The sequence below is a fragment of the Mesocricetibacter intestinalis genome, assembly GCF_004363295.1.
In the GTDB taxonomy this organism is placed as follows: Bacteria; Pseudomonadota; Gammaproteobacteria; order Enterobacterales; family Pasteurellaceae; genus Mesocricetibacter; species Mesocricetibacter intestinalis.
The window spans coordinates 182,823-201,957 of sequence record NZ_SNYQ01000003.1 but is presented as its reverse complement, the minus strand read 5'-3'; the positions used below and the strand labels follow the sequence as shown (position 1 = coordinate 201,957).

Annotated in this window: 20 protein-coding genes and 1 pseudogene; 6 read left to right on the top strand and 15 right to left on the bottom strand. The window is 48.7% G+C overall.

From position 1 onward, the window contains the following. Positions 1-7 precede the first annotated feature (7 nt). From bioD to bioA, 5 genes are read right to left on the bottom strand one after another with little or no spacing between them, the layout of a single operon-like run. A complete protein-coding gene (gene bioD, locus EDC45_RS05490; protein ID WP_133544280.1) occupies positions 8-673 on the bottom strand; it encodes a dethiobiotin synthase in 666 nt (221 codons plus the stop codon). 3 nt (positions 674-676) lie between these two features. Then, on the bottom strand, positions 677-1,441 hold the full coding sequence (bioC, locus tag EDC45_RS05485; protein WP_133544278.1) for a malonyl-ACP O-methyltransferase BioC: 765 nt from the start codon (positions 1,439-1,441) through the stop codon (positions 677-679). Next, complete coding sequence (locus tag EDC45_RS05480; protein WP_133544276.1) at positions 1,432-2,076, bottom strand: DUF452 family protein; 645 nt, start codon at positions 2,074-2,076, stop codon at positions 1,432-1,434. Before EDC45_RS05480 ends, bioC begins: the two co-directional genes overlap by 10 nt. 8 nt (positions 2,077-2,084) lie before the next feature. After that, positions 2,085-3,281, bottom strand: coding sequence for an 8-amino-7-oxononanoate synthase (locus EDC45_RS05475; RefSeq protein ID WP_133544274.1), 1,197 nt, complete (start codon positions 3,279-3,281; stop codon positions 2,085-2,087). Further along, the gene (bioA, locus tag EDC45_RS05470) at positions 3,274-4,569 is read right to left on the bottom strand and encodes an adenosylmethionine--8-amino-7-oxononanoate transaminase (RefSeq protein WP_133544272.1); all 1,296 of its coding nucleotides are present in this window, start codon (positions 4,567-4,569) and stop codon (positions 3,274-3,276) included. Before bioA ends, EDC45_RS05475 begins: the two co-directional genes overlap by 8 nt. A 157-nt stretch (positions 4,570-4,726) precedes the next feature. On the opposite strand from bioA, the gene asd reads away from it, so the two are divergent. Both asd and bamJ read left to right on the top strand, forming a co-directional pair. After that, entirely contained in the window at positions 4,727-5,617 is an 891-nt protein-coding gene (gene asd, locus EDC45_RS05465) for an archaetidylserine decarboxylase (protein WP_133544270.1), read from the top strand. Between the two features lie 122 nt (positions 5,618-5,739). Further along, positions 5,740-6,372, top strand: coding sequence for a BamJ family beta-barrel-assembly machinery protein (gene bamJ, locus EDC45_RS05460; protein ID WP_133544268.1), 633 nt, complete (start codon positions 5,740-5,742; stop codon positions 6,370-6,372). A gap of 184 nt (positions 6,373-6,556) precedes the next feature. Here the strand turns inward: bamJ and proB are convergent, their stop codons facing one another. Continuing rightward, entirely contained in the window at positions 6,557-7,669 is a 1,113-nt protein-coding gene (proB, locus tag EDC45_RS05455; RefSeq protein WP_133544266.1) for a glutamate 5-kinase, read from the bottom strand. 343 nt (positions 7,670-8,012) lie between these two features. Here proB and folA point away from each other — a divergent pair, with 343 nt between their 5' ends. After that, entirely contained in the window at positions 8,013-8,495 is a 483-nt protein-coding gene (folA, locus tag EDC45_RS05450; RefSeq protein WP_133544264.1) for a type 3 dihydrofolate reductase, read from the top strand. 156 nt (positions 8,496-8,651) lie between these two features. Here folA and EDC45_RS05445 read toward each other — a convergent pair whose 3' ends face one another. Both EDC45_RS05445 and tsaA read right to left on the bottom strand, forming a co-directional pair. After that, on the bottom strand, positions 8,652-9,740 hold the full coding sequence (locus EDC45_RS05445) for a 5-methyltetrahydropteroyltriglutamate--homocysteine S-methyltransferase (protein ID WP_133544262.1): 1,089 nt from the start codon (positions 9,738-9,740) through the stop codon (positions 8,652-8,654). Between the two features lie 33 nt (positions 9,741-9,773). Further along, positions 9,774-10,523: a tRNA (N6-threonylcarbamoyladenosine(37)-N6)-methyltransferase TrmO gene (gene tsaA, locus EDC45_RS05440; protein WP_133544260.1), complete on the bottom strand. Its 750-nt coding sequence runs from the start codon at positions 10,521-10,523 to the stop codon at positions 9,774-9,776. A gap of 95 nt (positions 10,524-10,618) precedes the next feature. Between tsaA and EDC45_RS05435 the strand changes: the two genes are divergently transcribed. Together EDC45_RS05435 and rraA are read left to right on the top strand one after the other, a co-directional pair. Then, the gene (locus EDC45_RS05435) at positions 10,619-11,533 is read left to right on the top strand and encodes a 1,4-dihydroxy-2-naphthoate polyprenyltransferase (protein ID WP_133544514.1); all 915 of its coding nucleotides are present in this window, start codon (positions 10,619-10,621) and stop codon (positions 11,531-11,533) included. 65 nt (positions 11,534-11,598) lie between these two features. After that, a complete protein-coding gene (rraA, locus tag EDC45_RS05430) occupies positions 11,599-12,093 on the top strand; it encodes a ribonuclease E activity regulator RraA (protein ID WP_133544258.1) in 495 nt (164 codons plus the stop codon). A 111-nt stretch (positions 12,094-12,204) separates the two neighbouring features. Here the strand turns inward: rraA and EDC45_RS10435 are convergent. Then, a pseudogene (locus EDC45_RS10435) lies at positions 12,205-12,318 on the bottom strand (sugar kinase); the annotation flags it as partial. Positions 12,319-12,358: 40 nt separating this feature from the next. Here EDC45_RS10435 and EDC45_RS05420 point away from each other — a divergent pair. Continuing rightward, entirely contained in the window at positions 12,359-13,168 is an 810-nt protein-coding gene (locus EDC45_RS05420; protein WP_243728770.1) for a GntR family transcriptional regulator, read from the top strand. Between the two features lie 74 nt (positions 13,169-13,242). Here the strand turns inward: EDC45_RS05420 and fis are convergent, their stop codons facing one another. The 6 genes from fis to accC form a co-directional block, all read right to left on the bottom strand. Further along, complete coding sequence (gene fis, locus EDC45_RS05415) at positions 13,243-13,542, bottom strand: DNA-binding transcriptional regulator Fis (RefSeq protein WP_133544256.1); 300 nt, start codon at positions 13,540-13,542, stop codon at positions 13,243-13,245. 6 nt (positions 13,543-13,548) lie between these two features. After that, positions 13,549-14,520, bottom strand: a complete 972-nt coding sequence (gene dusB, locus EDC45_RS05410) for a tRNA dihydrouridine synthase DusB (RefSeq protein ID WP_133544254.1) — start codon at positions 14,518-14,520, stop codon at positions 13,549-13,551. A gap of 152 nt (positions 14,521-14,672) precedes the next feature. Then, positions 14,673-15,554: a 50S ribosomal protein L11 methyltransferase gene (gene prmA, locus EDC45_RS05405; RefSeq protein WP_133544252.1), complete on the bottom strand. Its 882-nt coding sequence runs from the start codon at positions 15,552-15,554 to the stop codon at positions 14,673-14,675. 189 nt (positions 15,555-15,743) lie between these two features. Further along, entirely contained in the window at positions 15,744-17,222 is a 1,479-nt protein-coding gene (gene panF / locus EDC45_RS05400) for a sodium/pantothenate symporter (RefSeq protein ID WP_133544250.1), read from the bottom strand. Beyond that, entirely contained in the window at positions 17,219-17,524 is a 306-nt protein-coding gene (locus EDC45_RS05395) for a YhdT family protein (RefSeq protein WP_133544248.1), read from the bottom strand. Before EDC45_RS05395 ends, panF begins: the two co-directional genes overlap by 4 nt. 215 nt (positions 17,525-17,739) lie before the next feature. Continuing rightward, positions 17,740-19,086 (bottom strand): acetyl-CoA carboxylase biotin carboxylase subunit, encoded by a 1,347-nt coding sequence (gene accC / locus EDC45_RS05390; RefSeq protein WP_133544246.1) that lies wholly within the window; start codon positions 19,084-19,086, stop codon positions 17,740-17,742. Positions 19,087-19,135 lie beyond the last annotated feature (49 nt).

Below are 19,135 nucleotides of genomic sequence, written 5' to 3'. Positions count from 1 at the left end.
GCCAAGATTAGGAAGACCGCGACTCCGTTGTAAAGGCGTAAGGCGGCATAACTTCGAAGCTTGCCTGCGGAAAGTGCAAGGCAAGATAATCCTGTAGATAAGCCCGGGTTTCGCCGGCTATGAGTTTATCTTCATCCGGATACTGATTGTAAATCAAGGTTTGCAGGCGTATATTCCGTTGTTTACAGACTTCCAGACTCAGCAGGCTATGATTAATGCTGCCCAGTTTCCCCGAACAAACCAGAACCAAGGGGTAGCCCCGTGCCGCCAGATAGTCCATTGTTGTGTCATACCTATAATAGGGCACCATTAAACCGCCCGCCCCTTCAATCAATACATAGTCATATTTCTCGCTTAACAGCGCAGTGGATTTTTGAATTTTTTCCGGCAAAATCTGTACGTTTTCCAGCTTTGCGGCAAGATGGGGCGAACAAGGGTAGGAAAACAGATAGGGACAGGTGATTCCTTGATGATCTTCTTCCGTCAGCTCAATACCCTGAATTTTCCGATGCAGTAGAATATCCTCGGAAATATCTCGGCAACCGGTTTGGATCATTTTCTGGGTAATTACGGAGAAACCCTGCAACATTAATTTTTTCGCCAGCATACCTGTAGCGACGGTTTTCCCCACATCGGTATCAATGCCAGAAATAAAAATGACCTTTCCTTGCATAAATTACAATCCTTTTTTTTGTGCCAGCATCAGCAGCGGCGTATAGGTTAATCGAACCTGATTATCGGGTTCGCTATAATATTTTTCATATTGCCGATAAAAATCGGCCAGCCTGCCTTTAGTCCAGATCTCTTGCTGCGTAGCGGTAACACCGCTATGTTTTAGATGGCGTAGAACTTCCGCCGGAGAATCGAAACGGAGTCTGATTTCATATTGTTCAAAAGCCAGCAGATGAAAATCTTGCCGCAGCCAACTCCGCCATTGCTCAGGCGTGGGATAATCTAATCCTCGACCGCTTAACTGTTTGACTTCACATAGATTTCCCGGCGTAAAGGTACTGAGCAGCAATAATCCTCCGGGCATCAGACGCTCGGCGCATCGCCGTACAAAATCCGCTTTATCATAAAACCACTGAACGCAGGAAGCGCTTGCAATTAAATCATAATATTCATCGAATGGGAATGTTTCTCCATCACAACAATAAAAACGGAAGGATTGCGGCGTCAAAATTTTTTCAATTATGGAAGCTGTGTCGCATAAATCGTTTAAAGTCCATTGTTCAACCTTTAGATTACGGGCGAGTTGTGCAGTTAGATTGCCCGTTCCGCAACCGATCTCCAGAATATGGTCGAATTCCGATTTCCCCGTTTTCTGCAGCAAAGTCAATAGGTTGCGGTTGATCATGCGTTGCGCCGTCGCTTCCCGTTCATAATTACATAGGGCGGCGGAAAAACGCCGTTTAATATGGGATTTGGCAATCAGGACCATAGTTGTTCCCAGTATTGCAATGCGGCAAAGGGGTAATGGCCGTCTTCCGTCAGGTTGATATGAACGGGGGGTTGCCAGTAATTAAGCTGATTTTGAGGTGGAAAAATCCGATCTTTACTACCTATTAGCGCATGAGTCCAATTTAATTTAGGGGGCGGCGAGAGGGCTTGGGCCTGATAAAGTGCGCTCAGTTCGGCACGGATTTTTTCCAGCGGGCGATGGTCGCGCAGATTTTGATAAATTTCAAGCTGTCGGTTATCAGCACACATTCTGCGTTCGAATTTAGCGCGTGAAGTCCGATTTAATCCCTGCAATGTGGCTTGGAATAAGGCGGGCGGAATACCGAAATTCTCATTACAGGGAAAGGGCGTACCGTTAACGGCGGTGGCCGAAATTAAGGGGATTTCATTCATCAGTTGCTCGGCGACCCAAACTCCCATGGACCAAGCTACCAGGCGGATTTCCCGATAAGGGGAAAAATCAAAATCCAAATTGAGATCCAGATAATCACAGCAAATAAGCAGATCATAATCCGGCGGTGCGATTAGATGCTCCGTTTCGGTGCCCGGGCCGCTCCAGCCGGAAAAATAGACTAATAAATTGGCTTTTCCCTGATTAATAAATGTACTTTTCATAATGGCCTTTAATCATTGTTATGCGGCAAAGAAGAATGAGTTTCATGCAGGATGCGTACCAGTTTTTCCGTCTCTGCAAAGCTCATATCCGCACTGAGCGAGAAACGAATACGGGACGTTCCTTGCGGCACGGTAGGCGGACGAATCGGCAGGCAATAATAGCCCTGCTGCTGCAGTTGGGCGGCAGTTTGCAGGGTTAGCGGGTCATCCCCCAGAATATAGGGCACAATATAGCTCCGGCTCGGCATAGTACAGCCCGGAAGCGTACTTAATCCCTTGCGCAGATAAGCGCTCAACTCGTGTAAATGGTGGCGGCGGCGGCTAAATTGCGGCAGGCGTTCGAACAGGAAATAAGTCCAGGCGATATTAAAAGGCGGTAGGGCGGTGGAATAGATCAGCGGTCGCATAAAATTGATTAAATAATCGCGAAGCAACCGATCACAGACCGCATAAGCTCCCATTGAAGCCAGGGCTTTGCCGAAGGTGCCGACCAGAATATCGATTTCCTCAATGCAGCCGAGCTGCTGGGCAAGGCCTAAGCCCGTTTCCCCGTAGGCGCCTATGGCATGGGCTTCGTCCACATACAGCATAATATTACCGTAGCGCCGTTTTAATGCGGTGAGGCGGGGCAAATCGCAAATATCCCCGTCCATGCTGAACAGACTTTCGGTAACCACAATAATACGCTTAAAAGCTTGATGGTGCTTTTCTATAAGCTGTTGCAGATGTTCGTAGTCATTATGGCGGTAACGCAGAAAATCGCAGGCGCTGAGGCGGATACCGTCAATAATACTGGCATGTACCAGTTTATCCGCCACAATCAGCGTTTGTTTGTCGGCCAGTGCCGGTAGAATACCGATATTCGCATGATAACCGCTGTTAAATAGCAGACAGGACTGACGTTGAAATCTGGTGGCGATTAGTTCTTCCAGAGCCTGATAGTGCGGGAAAGTACCAGTGAGCAAACGTGAGGAAGAAGAGGTAAAAGGCGGCGGGTTTCGGTCGTAGATTGCCAGAAACTCATCGCGTAGCTGCTGATCGGCGGCAAGGCCGAGATAATCGTTGGAGGACATATTCAGCATAATACGTCCGTCTTTTTCAATATGTCCGCCCCGATGCTGCAAGATCGGAATACTGCGTAGCCTGCCTTTATGTTCTAACTGCGCCAGGCTACGGGCGAAATCGGAGAAATCCGGATTAGACATGGTATTCCTCCCGTAATGCGGTAAGGGTGCCGGCCGTCAGACGGGATAATTGCTCCGCTTGAATAATAAAGGGCGGCATCAGGTACACCAAGTGATTGAAGGGACGCAACCAGATGCCTTGGCGAACTAAACGGGGCTGTAAACTGGCGAGATTTACCGCCTGTTTCATTTCAATAACGCCGATAGCTCCTAATACCCTTAGTTCCCGCACGCAATCCCAGTCGGCGACCGGCGCCAGCTCGGCCTTTAATTGGGCTTCAATCGCTCGGATAGTTTTCTGCCAGGGCATTTCCGTCAGTAAGGAAAGCGATTCGTAAGCAATGGCACAGGCCAAGGGATTTGCCATAAAGGTAGGGCCGTGCATAAAGCATTTGGCTTCGCCGGAATTGATTGCTTCGGCGATACGGTTTTGCGTTACGGCGGCGGATAAGGTTAGGTAACCGCCGGTCAAGGCTTTACCCAGACAGATGATATCCGGCGTTATCTTACAATATTCTGTAGCGAACATTTTACCGGTACGACCGAAGCCGGTGGCAATTTCATCGAAAATCAGCAGGATATCATATTGTTCGCACAGGGCTTTGGCTCGGTTTAAATATTCGGGCGAGTAAAAGTACATACCGCCGGCACCCTGAACGACGGGTTCCAGAATCAGAGCGGCGATTTCATTCTGCTTTTGCTCAAGTAAATCTGCTAAGGGAAGAATGGCCGCTTCCTCCCAAGCCTGACCGAATTTTACCGGCGGTTGGGGCAGAAAATACTGTAGCGGCAGGCTGTGAGAAAACAGATTGTGCATACCGGTTAAGGGATCGCATACCGACATCGCATGCCAGGTATCTCCGTGGTAGCCGCTGCGGATCGTGGCGAATTTTCCCCGTTCGCGCCGTCCTTTGGCGTGCTGATATTGCACGGCCATTTTCATCGCCACCTCTACCGCTACGGAACCGCTGTCGGCATAGAAAATCTTATCTAATTCCGGGGGTAAAAGAGCGGTCAGTTTTTGCGCCAGTTTTACCGCAGGTTCATGGGTAAATCCGCCGAACATAATATGGCTCATTTGCTCGAGCTGGCGCCGGGCGGCGGCGTTCAGCCGAGGGTGATTATAACCGTGCAGCGCCGCCCACCAGGAAGACATACCGTCAATCAATTTCCGCCCGTCTTTAAGGTGAATCATTACCCCTTCGGCTCTTTCCACCGCATATAGCGGCATTTCGCTGCCCATAGCGGAATAAGGATGCCAAATATGGCGGCGGTCAAAATTTAAAAGTTGTTGTTCGTTGAGTTGCATAACAAGCCCGTGTTTGCTATTTATTGCCCTTGGTCGGGTTTAAATCCTACTAGGGTAAATTAACCGCGGTCATTGCACAAGTGGGATAAATTGTTATAATCCGCTTGGTTTAAACTGAAAGGGGCGTCCCTTATTTCTTTAACTAAGAGTTATTTATATGAATTCATTTGAAAAAAAACAGCGCCTGAATTACCTTCAGCGCATTAAAATCGCTTTTCAGTATGCTATGCCTCAATTTTATCTGACCCGTCTGGCCGGCTGGTTTGCCGAACGGAACTGGGGCGTAGTTTCACATTTTGCGATTAAATTATTTGCCCGTCAGTATAATGTGGATATGCAGGAAGCGGAAAAATCCGAATTTTCCGCTTATGCCAACTTTAACGAATTCTTTATCCGTAAATTAAAAGCGGACGCTCGTCCCATTGAACAGGATCCAAACCGACTTTGTCTGCCGGCGGACGGGCGTATCAGCCAGCTCGGGCGCATTGAAGAAGAGTTGCTGTTACAGGCCAAAGGACATTCCTACAGCTTGTCCGATTTATTGGCGGGCGATCAGGAATTGGTCGAAACCTTTAAAAACGGCGAGTTCATCACAACCTATCTTTCACCGCGGGATTATCACCGTGTTCATATGCCTTGCGACGGCAGATTGCGTAAAATGATTTATGTACCGGGAGAGTTGTTTTCGGTTAATCCTTTTTTGAACGAACATATTCCGAATTTGTTGGCGCGTAACGAACGGGTGATTTGTGTATTCGATACCGCTTTCGGGCCCATGGTTCAGATTCTGGTGGGCGCAACTATTACCGCCAGTATCAGTACGGTCTGGGCTGGGGTAATTAATCCGCCTCGTTCGGCGGAGCCGAAAAGTTGGAGCTATGCGACGGAGAGTGCGCCGCAGCTGGCTAAGGGCGAAGAAATGGGCGCCTTCCGTTTAGGTTCCACCGTTATTAATCTGTTCCCTCAGGGGGCGGTAAAACTGGCGGAACATTTACAGCTGGACAGTCGGACTCGAGTCGGCGAAAGTTTAGGCGGTATTATCGACTAAATAGCAGCCGGGCGCAGGATAAACGGACGCACGTTATAAATGTTATTTTTAACCTTAAGGCCGGCTCGAACGGATATTCCCGTTAGGGAAACGGGTCTTAACCATCTCAAATAGGAAAACATATGTCAGAACAATTTTTTGCTCAAGTGAATTTAGATGATGTTGCCGCACAGGGCGGTTATGGTATCGGCTTGCAAATCGGTCAACAGTTACTGGACAGCAAATTACAGGTGAAAGCGGAAGCCGTGGCAAAAGGCATTTACGATGCCTTAAATCATAATCCGCCGGCATTGGATATCAACCAGTTGGGACAGGCTCTACAGCAGTTGCAGCAAGATGCCGCTCAGGCACAGCAGGCGCAATTTAAACAGATTGAGGAACAGGGCCAAGCCTTTTTAGCCGAAAATGCGAAAAAAGACGGCGTGCAGGTTACCGATTCAGGTTTACAGTACGAGGTGCTGACGGAAGGTAAGGGTAAAAAACCTGCCCGCGAAGATAAAGTTCGGGTGCATTATGTGGGTACCTTGCCGGACGGTACGGTATTCGACAGTTCGGTCGCACGCGGTCAACCGGCGGAGTTTCCGGTAACCGGCGTTATCGCCGGCTGGGTGGAAGCGCTGCAATTAATGCCGGTAGGCTCCAAATGGCGTTTAACTATTCCTCATCATCTGGCTTACGGCGAGCGGGGGGCGGGCGCGTCTATTCCGCCGTTCAGCACCCTGGTATTTGAAGTGGAATTGCTGGATATTCTGTAATCGAAATACGGTATAAAAAGGCACCCTTGGGGTGCTTTTTTTATTCTGTTCGGTAACATTTCCCCTTTATTGTGAATAGCGGAAGAAGTCGGGAAGCGGAGAAAAGTGCGGTGGTTTTCGGTCAATTGTTTATTCGCTGAAAAAATAACGCCGCCTAAGCAGGGGCGGCGTTATTTAAGCGGGATTATTTATTCAGGATAATCATATCGTCGCGGTGTATGGCGACATTGCCATATTCATAGCCCAACGTAGCTTGAATATCCTGGGATTGATGTCCTTTAATCATATTTAGCGCATCGCTGTTATAACGCACCGCCCCCAAGGCTATATCTTTACCTTGCTGGGTGGCAATTTTTACCACTTCACCGCGCGAGAAGCGCCCTTCAACCTGAAGGATACCTGCCGGCAGCAGCGATCTGTGCTGAACTAAAATCGCATCTTGGGCGCCCTGATCAATCAGAATGGTACCGGCGGCCGGGGCGGCGAATAACCATTGTTTACGCCCTTCCAGACGATCGGACTGTACGCTGAAGCGGGTACCTACGGCCACACCATGAGCCAGATCGGCAATCACATTTTCACGGTTACCCGGAGCGATAACGGTTTCCACCCCGGAGCGGGTGGCCACATCGGCGGCGGTAATTTTGGTGGACATACCGCCGGTGCCGAGGCTGGTACCGCTGCCGCCGGCAATAGCGCGAATATGATCGGTGATTTTATCCACGCAGGGAATTAGTTTGGCTTGCGGGTTATGGCGAGGATCACTGTCGAACAAACCTTGTTGATCGGTGAGCAGATACAGCTGATCCGCCTGCACCAAAATTGCCACCAAGGCGGAGAGGTTATCATTATCGCCGACTTTAATCTCTGCGGTAGCGACCGCATCATTCTCATTAATTACCGGAATAATACGGTTATCCAGCAGGGCATGCAGCGTATCGCGCGCATTCAGAAAACGCTCCCTGTCTTCAATATCCGCCCGGGTCAGCAGAATCTGGCCGATATGAATATCATAAATAGCAAACAATTTTTCCCAGGTACGGATCAGCTGGCTTTGGCCGACCGCCGCCAGCAGTTGCTTAGAAGCGATTGTCGGCGGTAGCTGCGGATGATTCAGATAATGTCGGCCGGCGGCAATGGCGCCTGAAGTAACTATTACCAAGCGATAGCCTTCATGATGCAGCCGGGCGAACTGACGGACGATTTCCATCATATGCGGGTAATTGAGTTTCGGGCTGCCCTGAGTCAGGGTACTGGTACCGAATTTTACCACCAATGTTTTGTTCGTATTTTGCATAGGTATCCGTTTAAATTAAAAGCCTGTGCGCTAAGTTAGCATCAAAAAATAAAAAAATCATCCGATTTTAACCGCACTTTTCGTGATTTAGATTCATTTTTCCCTGCATAAAGGGATATAATCGGCGGAAAAATTTTTGCGGTGGTATCGCTGATTCCCATGATATTTGGAATTGGGGCTTATCAAGGGATACCGAGGGCGATACCGCATAATCCGGCGGGCGCGATTATTAGCGATACCGAGGATTATTTGATTAAAAGCGCCGCGATTATCGTAGCGCCATAAAGCGATGGTTTAACGGCTTGGGCTTGCCGCGTACCGCAACCTTTTTCACGGAGATTCTATGCACTTAAGTTTAATCGTAGCTATGACCGAAAACCATGTAATAGGTAAAGACAATAAAATGCCTTGGCATTTACCGGCGGATTTGGCTTGGTTCCGGCGTAATACCACGGGAAAACCGGTAATTATGGGGCGTAAGACCTTCGAGAGTATCGGTCATCCCTTGCCGAAGCGTACCAATATCGTGTTGTCGCGCCACCCCTACCGGCACGACAATATTCTCTGGAAAGAGAGTATGGCAAGCGCCCTGGAAGCGGTGAAAAACGATGAAGAAATTATGTTGATTGGCGGCGGAGAATTGTTTCAGCAATATCTTCCGCAGGCGGATAAACTCTATTTGACCCTGATTCAAACCGAATTGGAAGGGGATACCTTTTTCCCGCCCATTAATGAAGAAGAATGGCAAACCGAATTTGAAGAGTTCCGGGCGGCGGACGAGCAAAATCCTTATGACTGCCGTTTTTTAATTCTGACCAGACGCTGAGGACTATAGCATTGCTCGAGCCTGTCGCTATCTGTTGTTATCAAGCGGGCTGAGCATACTTTCTCCTCCCTATGCAAGGCGTTTACTCCGCCGGCAAATAACGCAAGGGAAGCGACGGCCGCTTCCCTTTATCCTTTATATAGTCGGGTTGAGAAATCAGTCTTCTCCCCAAACTTCCCGTGCGATTTCTTCCACTAGACGGACTTTTTCCCATTGCTGTGCTTCCGTCATAATATTGCCTTCCTCGGTTGAAGCAAAACCGCATTGCGGGCTGAGACATAAACGTTCCAGCGGCACATAGCGGGCTGCTTCGCGAATACGCGCTTTTATCGCTTCCTTATCTTCAAGAGCGGGGTGCTTTGAGCTGATAAGCCCCAGTACGACACGTCCCGGATTACGGGCGAAATGCTTTAAGGGTTCGAAACCGCCGGAGCGTTCGTCATCATACTCGAGAAAGTAACCGTCATAAGCGGTTTGGGCGAATAAGGCATCGGCAATAGGATCATAGGCGCCGGTCAGCAAATAGGAAGATTTATAGTTGCCGCGACATACATGGGTGGTAATCCGCATATCTTTAGGTTTATCGGCTAAAATGGCCTGAATATTTGCCAGTGCCTGAGCTTTATCTGCGGCGAATTCCGGTTTATCGTGATTATTGCAGAGGGAGCCCCAGTAAACATCGTCAATTTGCAGGTAACGGCAACCTGCCGCATAGAAGGCTGCTATTGCATCTTTATAGGCCTGCTGAACATCTTTGGCAAAATCTTCCCGATTAGCATAAATTCCCGTATCCCACTGAGGTCGATACATTAATTGATTCGGACTCGGAATGGTAAATTTTACCACCGCACGTCCCGCTACAATGCGGTTTAGGGATTTAAAATGCTGGAGAAAAGGATGTTGTTCATTCCAGGCCACCTTGCCGCAGCAGCGGGTATTGTACGGGCGTACCTGAACATTTTTAAACTGATAGGCCTGTTCGGGGATATAGCCCTCGATACCCTCCAGATTTTCCAGAAAATCAATATGCCACCAGGAGCGGCGGTATTCTCCGTCGGTAACCACCTGAATTCCCGCATCCAGCTGTGCTTGCACCAGCTTGGTGATTTCCTGATCTTCAATTAAGCTCAGCTGTTGACGCGAAATATTGCCGGCGGCAAAGTCGCTGCGCGCTTGTTTTAGTGCATCGCTTCTTAAGTAACTGCCAACCGTATCGGCGTGGAGGGGTAAGATTTTTTCACTCATAGATAATCCTGTATTAATGTTGTGCATGAATTTCTATCCTAAGGGAAGCTTTGTGCTATCGCAAGGCGCAATTTCAATAATTTCGAGAATTTCTGCCCGGTTCAGGGTGCCGGGCTTAATGCCCCAGCGAATGTTAAATTCATGCAGCAGAATACCGTAAATATGATTGTCGGCTTTATTACGGCGATAGGCCGGACGGGGATCCTGACTAATCACATCTCGTATAAAACGAGAAAAGTGCGGTCGTTTTTGCTCGAGTTTTTTTAGCCGCTCTTCCAAAACGGGTGAAAATTCCACGCTAAGGGGGCGAGACGGCTTTTCGGCAGCAAAACCGGAGCGGGCGTCGGGCTGGCTGTCGGCAAAGGCGATATAGGGTTTTATATCGAATATGGGGGTGCCGTCCACCAGATCCACCGCGCCTAAGTAAAGACGTACTTTTCCGTCTTTAAATTCTATTTCCCTCAGTTCCGCCTTGGACAGTCCAAGGGGATTCGGGCGATGGGTGGCGCGGGAGGCCAGTACGCCGATACGCCGATTGCCGCCTAAGCGCGGCGGACGGACGCGCGGCTGCCATTTGCCGGCGGCAATTTTATTGAATTGAAAAATCAGCCAGATATGGCTGAATTGTTCCAATCCTTCCACCATTTCGATACAGTCGTAAGGGGGTAATAATTCGATGATGCCGGTTCCATCGCGAACCAGATCCGGTTGGCGGGGAACGGCGAATTTCTCTTTATAAGGCGTGCGGATAACGGCAATAGGGCTAAGGCTGAGCGAGCTCACGGAGATTTTCCTTAAAATCGTTGCGAAGTCTTGTTAGAATACCCCTTTATTATATATTCAGCGCTCCTGAGGGCGATCTTTTTTTACTGAAAATGATGACACAGAGTTCTTTGCGTAGCTGGTTCGAAACCGCCCGTCCCAAAACCCTGCCGCTGGCCGTTGCCATTATCCTGACCGGCTCCGCGCTGGCTTACCGGCAAGGTGCCTTTAGTTGGAGGCTGACTTTATTATGTTTGTTAACCGCAACTTTATTGCAGATTTTATCTAATTTTGCCAATGATTACGGCGATTATCAGAAAGGCTCGGATACGACGGAACGCATCGGCCCTTTACGCGCCATTCAGCAAGGGCAAATAAATGCCGAACAATTAAGAAAAGGCTTATGGGTTGCCGCGTTGCTGTGTTTGCTCAGCGGCGGGACCTTGATTTGGCTTGCCTATCGCAGCATGGCGGATCTGGTGGTGTTTGCCGGTTTGGGGGCGGCGGCGATTGTAGCTGCCATAACCTATACGGTGGGAAAAAAACCTTATGGTTACCTTGGTTTGGGCGATATTTCCGTTTTTATCTTTTTCGGTTTGCTTGCGGTCAGCGGTACCTATTACTTGCAGACCCACAGTTTGGACGGCGCCGTATTTTTGCCCGCCGCCGCCTGCGGACTGCTTTCCAGCGCAGTATTGAATATTAATAACCTGCGAGATATCGAACAGGATAAAAAAGCCGGAAAGCGCACTTTAATCGTGCATATCGGGCCTGAAAAAGGTCGGGTTTACCATTGCTTGTTATTAGGGCTGGCGTTGTTGTGCTATCTGCTGTTTGCCTTATTTTATATTCGACAGGCGTCGGGATTTCTGTTTATATTGGCCGCACCGCTATTATTGCGGCACGCTCGTTTCGTCTATAGCAGCAAACGACCGGAAGCACTGCGCCCGATGTTGGCGCAAATGTCATTATTGGCTTTGCTGACCAATGTTCTGTTCAGCCTCGGTTTATGCCTGTCCGTATGGCTATAAGTTGAGTTATCGGCCGAAGGGGCTTATACTAAGCACAATCTAACTTATCCGAAAAAGGAGATTTTATGCGTATTGATACATCAGAACTCTGTGATATCTATCTTGATCAAGTGGATGTGGTGGAACCTATTTTTTCCAGTTTCGGAGGTGTCAGCGAGTTTTATGGTAAGGTCAGCACGGTAAAATGTTTCGAAAATAACGGGCTGATCGCCGAAATTCTGGAAGAAAACGGTGAAGGGCGGGTGTTGCTGGTAGACGGCGGAGGTGCGGTACGACGCGCCCTAATTGATGCCGAATTGGCACAGCTGGCTGCGGATAACGGTTGGGAAGGTATTATTGTATACGGCGCGGTACGCCAGTTAAGCCGTTTGGAAAATATTGATATAGGGATTCAGGCCTTGGCGCCGATTCCGGTGGCCGCAGACGACAATAATCAGGGTGAAACCGATGTTGCGGTGAATTTCGGCGGGGTAACCTTCTTTCCGGAAGATTATGTATATGCGGATCTCACCGGCATTATTCTCTCTCAGGAAGCCTTGGAGTTAGAACCGGAAGAATAGTTCCCTTGCTCATCAGGTGTTATATGGGTTTTAAGCACAACCCCGCCGAAATTCGCGCGGGGTTGTTTTATGCTTGGTCTCTAAGCCTATCTTCGGAAAAACTTGCCTGCCTTAATGCTGAAATTCTTGTAAAAAATGGAGGGTGGCGCTTTTATCAATAATAGCGCCCCGATGCTGAATAACCGTAGCCGCCAGCCGATTTCCCTGCATACAGCAAATATCCTGCCCTTTGCCCTCCATTTCGTCCTTGGCATCTCTTTATAATGTGAGCCGAACCACGGTACGACACGGGCTGGATTATCTGAAAGAACGCGGAATATTAGTTCAAGGAGAGGGTGTCTTGTTGATTTCGCGCCGACCTCAGCCTTCGGAAAAACTGTCCTATATTCGCTTAAAAAAGGGCGACAGTAGTGATTTACAGCGACTGGAACGTTATTTTCAGAATGCGGTACAGAAAAAGGACATAAAGCCGGGCGACGAATTCAGCGAATTACAGCTGGCAAAGCATGCCAATGTGGATATATTTACCGTGCGGGAATATCTTATTCAGTTTTTACGCTTTAATCTCATCGTTAAACTTTCGCGCGGCAAATGGAAACTGGCGGAATTTACCCCGCATTATGCGGATAAATTATTCGAACTGCGGGAAATGCTGGAATGTCATGCGCTGAATTGTTTTATGAATTTGCCCCAGGAAGACATACGCTGGAACGAAATGAAAATGCTGCTGCAGGAACACCGCGAACTGAGGGAAAACATCAGCGAGCTCTATCGGAACTTTGCCGAATTGGATCATCGGTTGCACAGCCTGATTTTGTCTGCAGCGGATAACCCCTTTATCAATGATTTTATCGAGCTTATTTCGGTGATCTTTCATTTCCATTATCAATGGGATAATCGCGATTTACATACCCGTAATATTCTGGCGGTGGAGGAACATCTGGCGCTCTTGGTGAAAATTGTGAGCCGCGACGATCTGGGAGCGATAACCGAATTGCGCCGGCATTTGCAAACCGCCAAGAAAACTCTGATGAACAGCATTAGTATGATTAAGCAGGAAAGCGCTCGGCGCTGATATGCAAAACGCACTCCGGGGTTACCGCAGTGCGTTTTGCATCGAAAGTGTCGGCGATCCGACTAAGCGGGAAATCAGCCCATACCGTATTTTTTTAATTTTTTACGTAAGGTACCGCGGTTAATGCCCAGCATAGTGGCGGCGCGGGTCTGGTTACCACGGGTGTACTGCATCACCATATCCAGCATAGGATGCTCAACTTCCGCTAATACCAGTTCATAAAGGTCGTTTACGTCCTGACCGTCTAATTGCGCCAAATAGTTTCTTAACGCCTGTTTTACCGAATCACGAAGCGGTTTGTTAGTAACTTGTGATTGTGAATTCAGCACTGATACGGTTAATGCATCAGAAGGGCTACGTTGTTGTTCTAACATTGCGATTTATCCATTGCGAATTAAATTAAAAAAATCTTCCAATGCCCTCAGCTGTTCCTCCGGATCGGTGATGGCATTAAAAGTCTGTCTAAAACAGGAATCGGGTTCAATTCCCTGTAAATACCAAGTAACGTGTTTTCGTGCGATACGATACCCTTTTTGCGCACCGTAAAAATGGTGCAGCGCGCGGATATGTCGCAAAATTACAGCGCTCTTTTCGTCTAAATCCGGCTCGGGGATTATCACTTTATTTTCAATCAGCCCGACCGCAGTTTGAAATAACCAGGGCCGACCTAATGCACCCCGTCCAATCATAACGGCATCGGCGCCGGTATAATCCAGCACGGATTTTGCTTTCTGTGCGGAAGTGATATCACCGTTAGCGATAACCGGAATAGAAACCTGCTCCTTGACCGCTTTAATATTGTCGTATTCGGCTTCACCCTCAAATAAACATTCACGGGTGCGACCATGAATGGTTAAAGCCTGAATACCGCTTTGTTCTGCTATTTTTGCGATCTGCAGGCAGTTTCTGTTGTTACGATCCCAACCGGTTCTGATCTTCAGGGTTACGGGTACTTCTACGGCGGCGACTACGGCCTGCAGAATTCTGCCGACCAAATCAGGATATTGCAATAATGCGGAACCGGCTAATTTTCGGTTTACTTTTTTAGCCGGGCAACCCATATTGATATCAATGATTTCGGCGCCGTAATTAACGTTCACCCGTGCGGCCTGAGCCATTTCTTCAGGATCGGATCCCGCTATCTGGACGGCATTAATGCCGGCTTCGCGGTGATGAGCCAAACGCAATTTGGATTTTTCAGTATGCCAAACTTGCGGGTTTGTTGACATCATTTCCGAAAAGGTAAGCCCGGCGCCGTAATGGGCACAGAGTTTACGAAAGGGCTGATCGGTAATGCCTGCCATCGGAGCGAGCAGAATGCGGTTTTTTAGCTGATAACAACCGATTCGCATTTTATTTTATCCCCTTTCTTTATCGCGGCTCGCTCAAAATATCGGCTGAAGAAATCAGCCGACAAGGGGTGCTATCATACGCATTTTTAGCCCATTTGAAAAGCATATTTTTTATACAAAATAGGAAAAAAACACAGATTTTCAGATTGAAATTATTTTACTTTTCCTGTAATACGGCACCATTCTTCCCGCACCGCAACAGGTTCCAATCGAAAGCTTTGGGCGTAGGTTTCGCATACCGAGGCGGCTTGGGTTTCCAGAATACCGGACAGGCACAGCAGCCCCTCGCTTTTAACCAGTGAGCCGATAACGGGATAGAGTTCTTTTAGCGGGCCGGCCAGAATATTAGCTACCACCACGTCCGCCTTTAAATCCGCCGGTTTTGCTTCGGACAGGAATAACTGTAGGCGATCCGCTACACCATTGGCCTCTGCGTTATTGCGGCTGGCCAGAATAGCCTGAGGATCAATATCTATACCTATCGCCTGTTTCGCTCCGAGCTTGAGGGCGGCGATAGCCAGAATGCCGGAACCGCAGCCGAAATCAATTAAGGTTTTGCCTTTTAAATCCAAACCGTCCAGCCATTCCAAGCAAAGTGCGGTAGTGGGGTGGGTACCGGTACCGAAGGCCAGCCCCGGATCCAGCATGACGTTGACCGCATTCTGATCCGGCACTTCGCGCCAACTCGGACAAATCCACAGACGACGACCGAAACGCATCGGGTGGAAATTGTCCATCCATTCTCGCTCCCAGTCCTTATCTTCAATTTGCTCGATTTTGTAGGCAAAATCTTGCGCTAATAAGCCGCTGTGCTGTAATGCCTGCAGAATCGGCTGCATATCCGTTTCCGCATCAAACAGGGCGATAACGTCCGTATTGCCCCATAACCTTGTTTCGCCGGGAAGGGGTTCGAAAATCGGCGTATCCTGACTGTCCATAAAGGTAACGGAAACGGATCCCAGTTCCTCTAAAAAATCACTGATGGACTCGGCTTTTTCACTGGTGCTGTTAAGACGAATTTGAATCCAGGCCATGTTTTTTTCCTTTTGATTTAATGCAAGGGTGCTCAACCGGCAGCCTTTACAGGCTGATTTATACAATGGGTTGATTTTCTCTTTTTCTCTTTTAAAGTGCGGTGGATTTTAGCATAGTTTTTTATTTACCACCCGCAATCGGGGGTATTTTAGCGGGGAAACTGCGCCCCTTAGGGGCGCGGTTTGAGGTTATGGAGTATTATGTCCGAATCTGTTACCGATAAGGAAAGCGATAAGTCCCCATACCAAGGAGGGAACCACTTCGTGGAATTTGCTGAACAGTTTGACGCCTTGTACCAGATATTGTATCCATTGCTGCAAAGCATTTAAATCAACGGCTTTCATCTGGGTTAGGAAAATGTATACGCCGAGCCCCACCAACATAGAGCTGACGGCGCCGGCGGCATTGGCTTTATCCCAGTAAATGCCGAGTACAATCACCCATAAGAATGCGGCTTCCAGCCCGCCGAAGGCAAATAGGTTCAGCCAAATAATCATATCCGGCGGATTTAATGCGGCGACAATCAGTAACAGAGTAATGCTTAAGGTGATCAGCGAAGACAGCCGGCCGATCCGTTTCTGATTGGTTGCCGCTTCGGGTTTGGCGGATAGATACAGGTCTTTGACAAAAATCGCCGAAGACTGAATCAGCTGAGCGTCAATGGTGGACATAATCGCCGACATGGGCGCCGCCAGGAAAATACCCGCCACTATCGGTGGCAGCACCTGTAACATCAGCGTCGGAATCACCTGATCCGGTACGTTTAAATCCGGTACTACGGCGCGCCCCAAAGCACCGGCAAGGTGCATACCAAACATAATCACGGCTAATATAACCGTACCGATCAACATACCTTGGTGCAAGGCTTTACTGTCTTTAAACGCCATGCAGCGCACCGCCGTATGCGGCAGACCGACGACGCCGAAGCACACCAACACCCAGAAGGAGGCCATAAATTGGAAGCCCAGCATCTCGTCCGGACCGTAAGGGCTGACCAAGTCCGGATTAATCGCGCTCAATTTGGCTACCGCGCTTTCAACTCCGCCGGCGGCATAGATTACCCCGCCGAGCAGCACCAGGGTACCTAATATCATTACCGTTCCCTGAATCGTATCCGTTAGGACCACGGCTCGGAAACCGCCGATAAAGGTATAAATGCCAACAGTGAGGGCGAAGATCAATAAGGCCTGTGTGTAAGAAATGCCGATAGTGGTTTCCAACAGGCGTGCTCCGCCGATAAACTGAACCATCATGGCGGCGAAAAAGGCGATAAGCAGAGCGATACTGGCAATCCATACCAGCCATTTGCTTTTGTAGCGGTACAGCAGTAAGTCGCTGATGGTCAGCGCATTGCTTTCACGCGACAACAGGGCGAATTTTTTACCCAGTGCACCTAGGGCCAGCCATACCGCGGGTACCTGAATCATTGCGAGCAGAACCCAGCCCAGCCCGAATTTATAGGCGGCTCCGGGGCCGCCGATAAAGGAACTGGCGCTGGCATAGGTGGAGGCGGTGGTCATCGCCAATACAAAACCGGTCATTGAACGGTTACCCACATAATATTCCGTTAAAAAATCCCCTTTTGAACGTTTAACGTAAGCATATAGCGCGGCACCGAACACAAAGGCCAGATAAATTCCCAAGGGGAGCACAATACCTAAATTCATCTTTTAGTTTCCCCTTTGGTTTCCATCGCCGATAAAGTGCGGTGATTTTCCAGGCTACTTTTTTCTTCGTTTTCCAGGCTTATATCCAGATACACAATTTTTATCAGCCAGTAGGCAACCACAATAAACAGCAGCGGCAGATAAATACAGGATAATTCAAACCAGAGCGGAAACCCGAGGGGACCTGCGCTGCCCTTCGGCAAATAGGCGCACAGGCACCAGCCGATAACATACAGAATAGTGAGAAACAGGGCCCATAAAGCTTCTTTTCCGGCCTGTTTATAGCGTTGTTGCTTGTTCATTTCGCTTCCTGAATTATTATTTAAAGGTACAAAAAAAGCGGAATTAAATCCGCTTTTTCCGTTTGTTGCCACCTGTTTGTTACGGCAGGGGCGCAACCCGATTCCTTTCTTGAAGGCGCTTAGGGAGATTGTAGCTCAGTTGCTGATTGGCAATCTAAATTCCCGTAAGGAATTTCCCCTTGGCTCGCCCAACGGATATATCATATAGGGTTTTATTATTCGTTAATACCGAGTTTTTTCTCTAAATAATGAATATTGGTACCGCCTTTCTGGAAATTTTCATCTTCCAAAATAAGATTGTGCAGCGGAATATTGGTTTTAATACCGTCGATAATGGTTTCCGACAGCGCCATCTGCATTCGGCGGATAGCGATATCCCGATTGTCGCCGTAGGTAATCAGCTTGGCGATCATCGAATCATAATGAGGGGGGACGCTATAGCCCGCATAAACATGGGAATCCCAACGTACGCCCAGACCGCCGGGAGAATGTAAATGGCTGATTTTACCCGGCGAAGGCAGGAAGGTTTTCGGATCCTCCGCATTGATTCGGCATTCGATAGCATGGCCTCTGACCTTGATATCTTCCTGTTTAAAGGAAATCGGCAGACCGGCGGCGATACGCAACTGCTCTTTAACCAGATCCACTCCGGTAATCATTTCGGTAACGGGGTGTTCCACCTGAATACGGGTATTCATTTCAATAAAATAGAATTCGCCGTTTTCATACAGGAATTCAAAGGTACCCGCACCGCGATAGCCGATTTCAATACAGGCGTTGGCGCAGCGCGAGCCTATATCGCGGCGTACTTCCTCACTGATCCCCGGCGCCGGCGCTTCTTCCACCACTTTTTGATGACGGCGCTGCATGGAACAGTCGCGTTCGGCCAGATAAACCGCATTGCCGTGAGTATCCGCTAAGACCTGGATTTCCACATGGCGCGGATTTTCCAGATATTTTTCCATATACACCATATCGTTATTAAAAGCGGCTTTGGCTTCCGCTTTAGTCATGGCGATGGATTCCTCTAGGGCCGCTTCGTTGCGTACTACGCGCATACCGCGCCCGCCGCCGCCGCCGGAAGCTTTAATAATGATCGGATAGCCGATATTTTTAGCAATTTCTTTATTTTTGGCGATATCCGTGCCGAGAGGACCGTCCGAACCCGGTACGCAAGGTACTCCCGCTTTTTTCATAGCGTTGATGGCGGAAACTTTATCTCCCATCAGACGGATAACATCGGCGGTAGGGCCGATAAAAATAAAGCCTGAACGTTCTACCTGTTCGGCAAAATCGGCATTTTCCGATAGAAAACCGTAACCGGGATGAATGGCGTCCGCTCCTGTTACTTCCGCAGCGGCGATAATGGCGGGAATATTCAGATAACTTTTAGCTGAAGGCGCCGGACCGATACAAACGGTTTCATCGGCGAGCAATACATGTTTTAAATCGCGGTCTGCGGTGGAATGAACCGCAACGGTTTTTATGCCCAGTTCTTTACAGGCGCGTAAAATGCGTAGGGCGATTTCGCCGCGATTGGCAATAACGACTTTTTCTAACATAAGAATTCCGCTTTTGAGTTCTTGTAAACGAATGTAGCAAGTATCAACT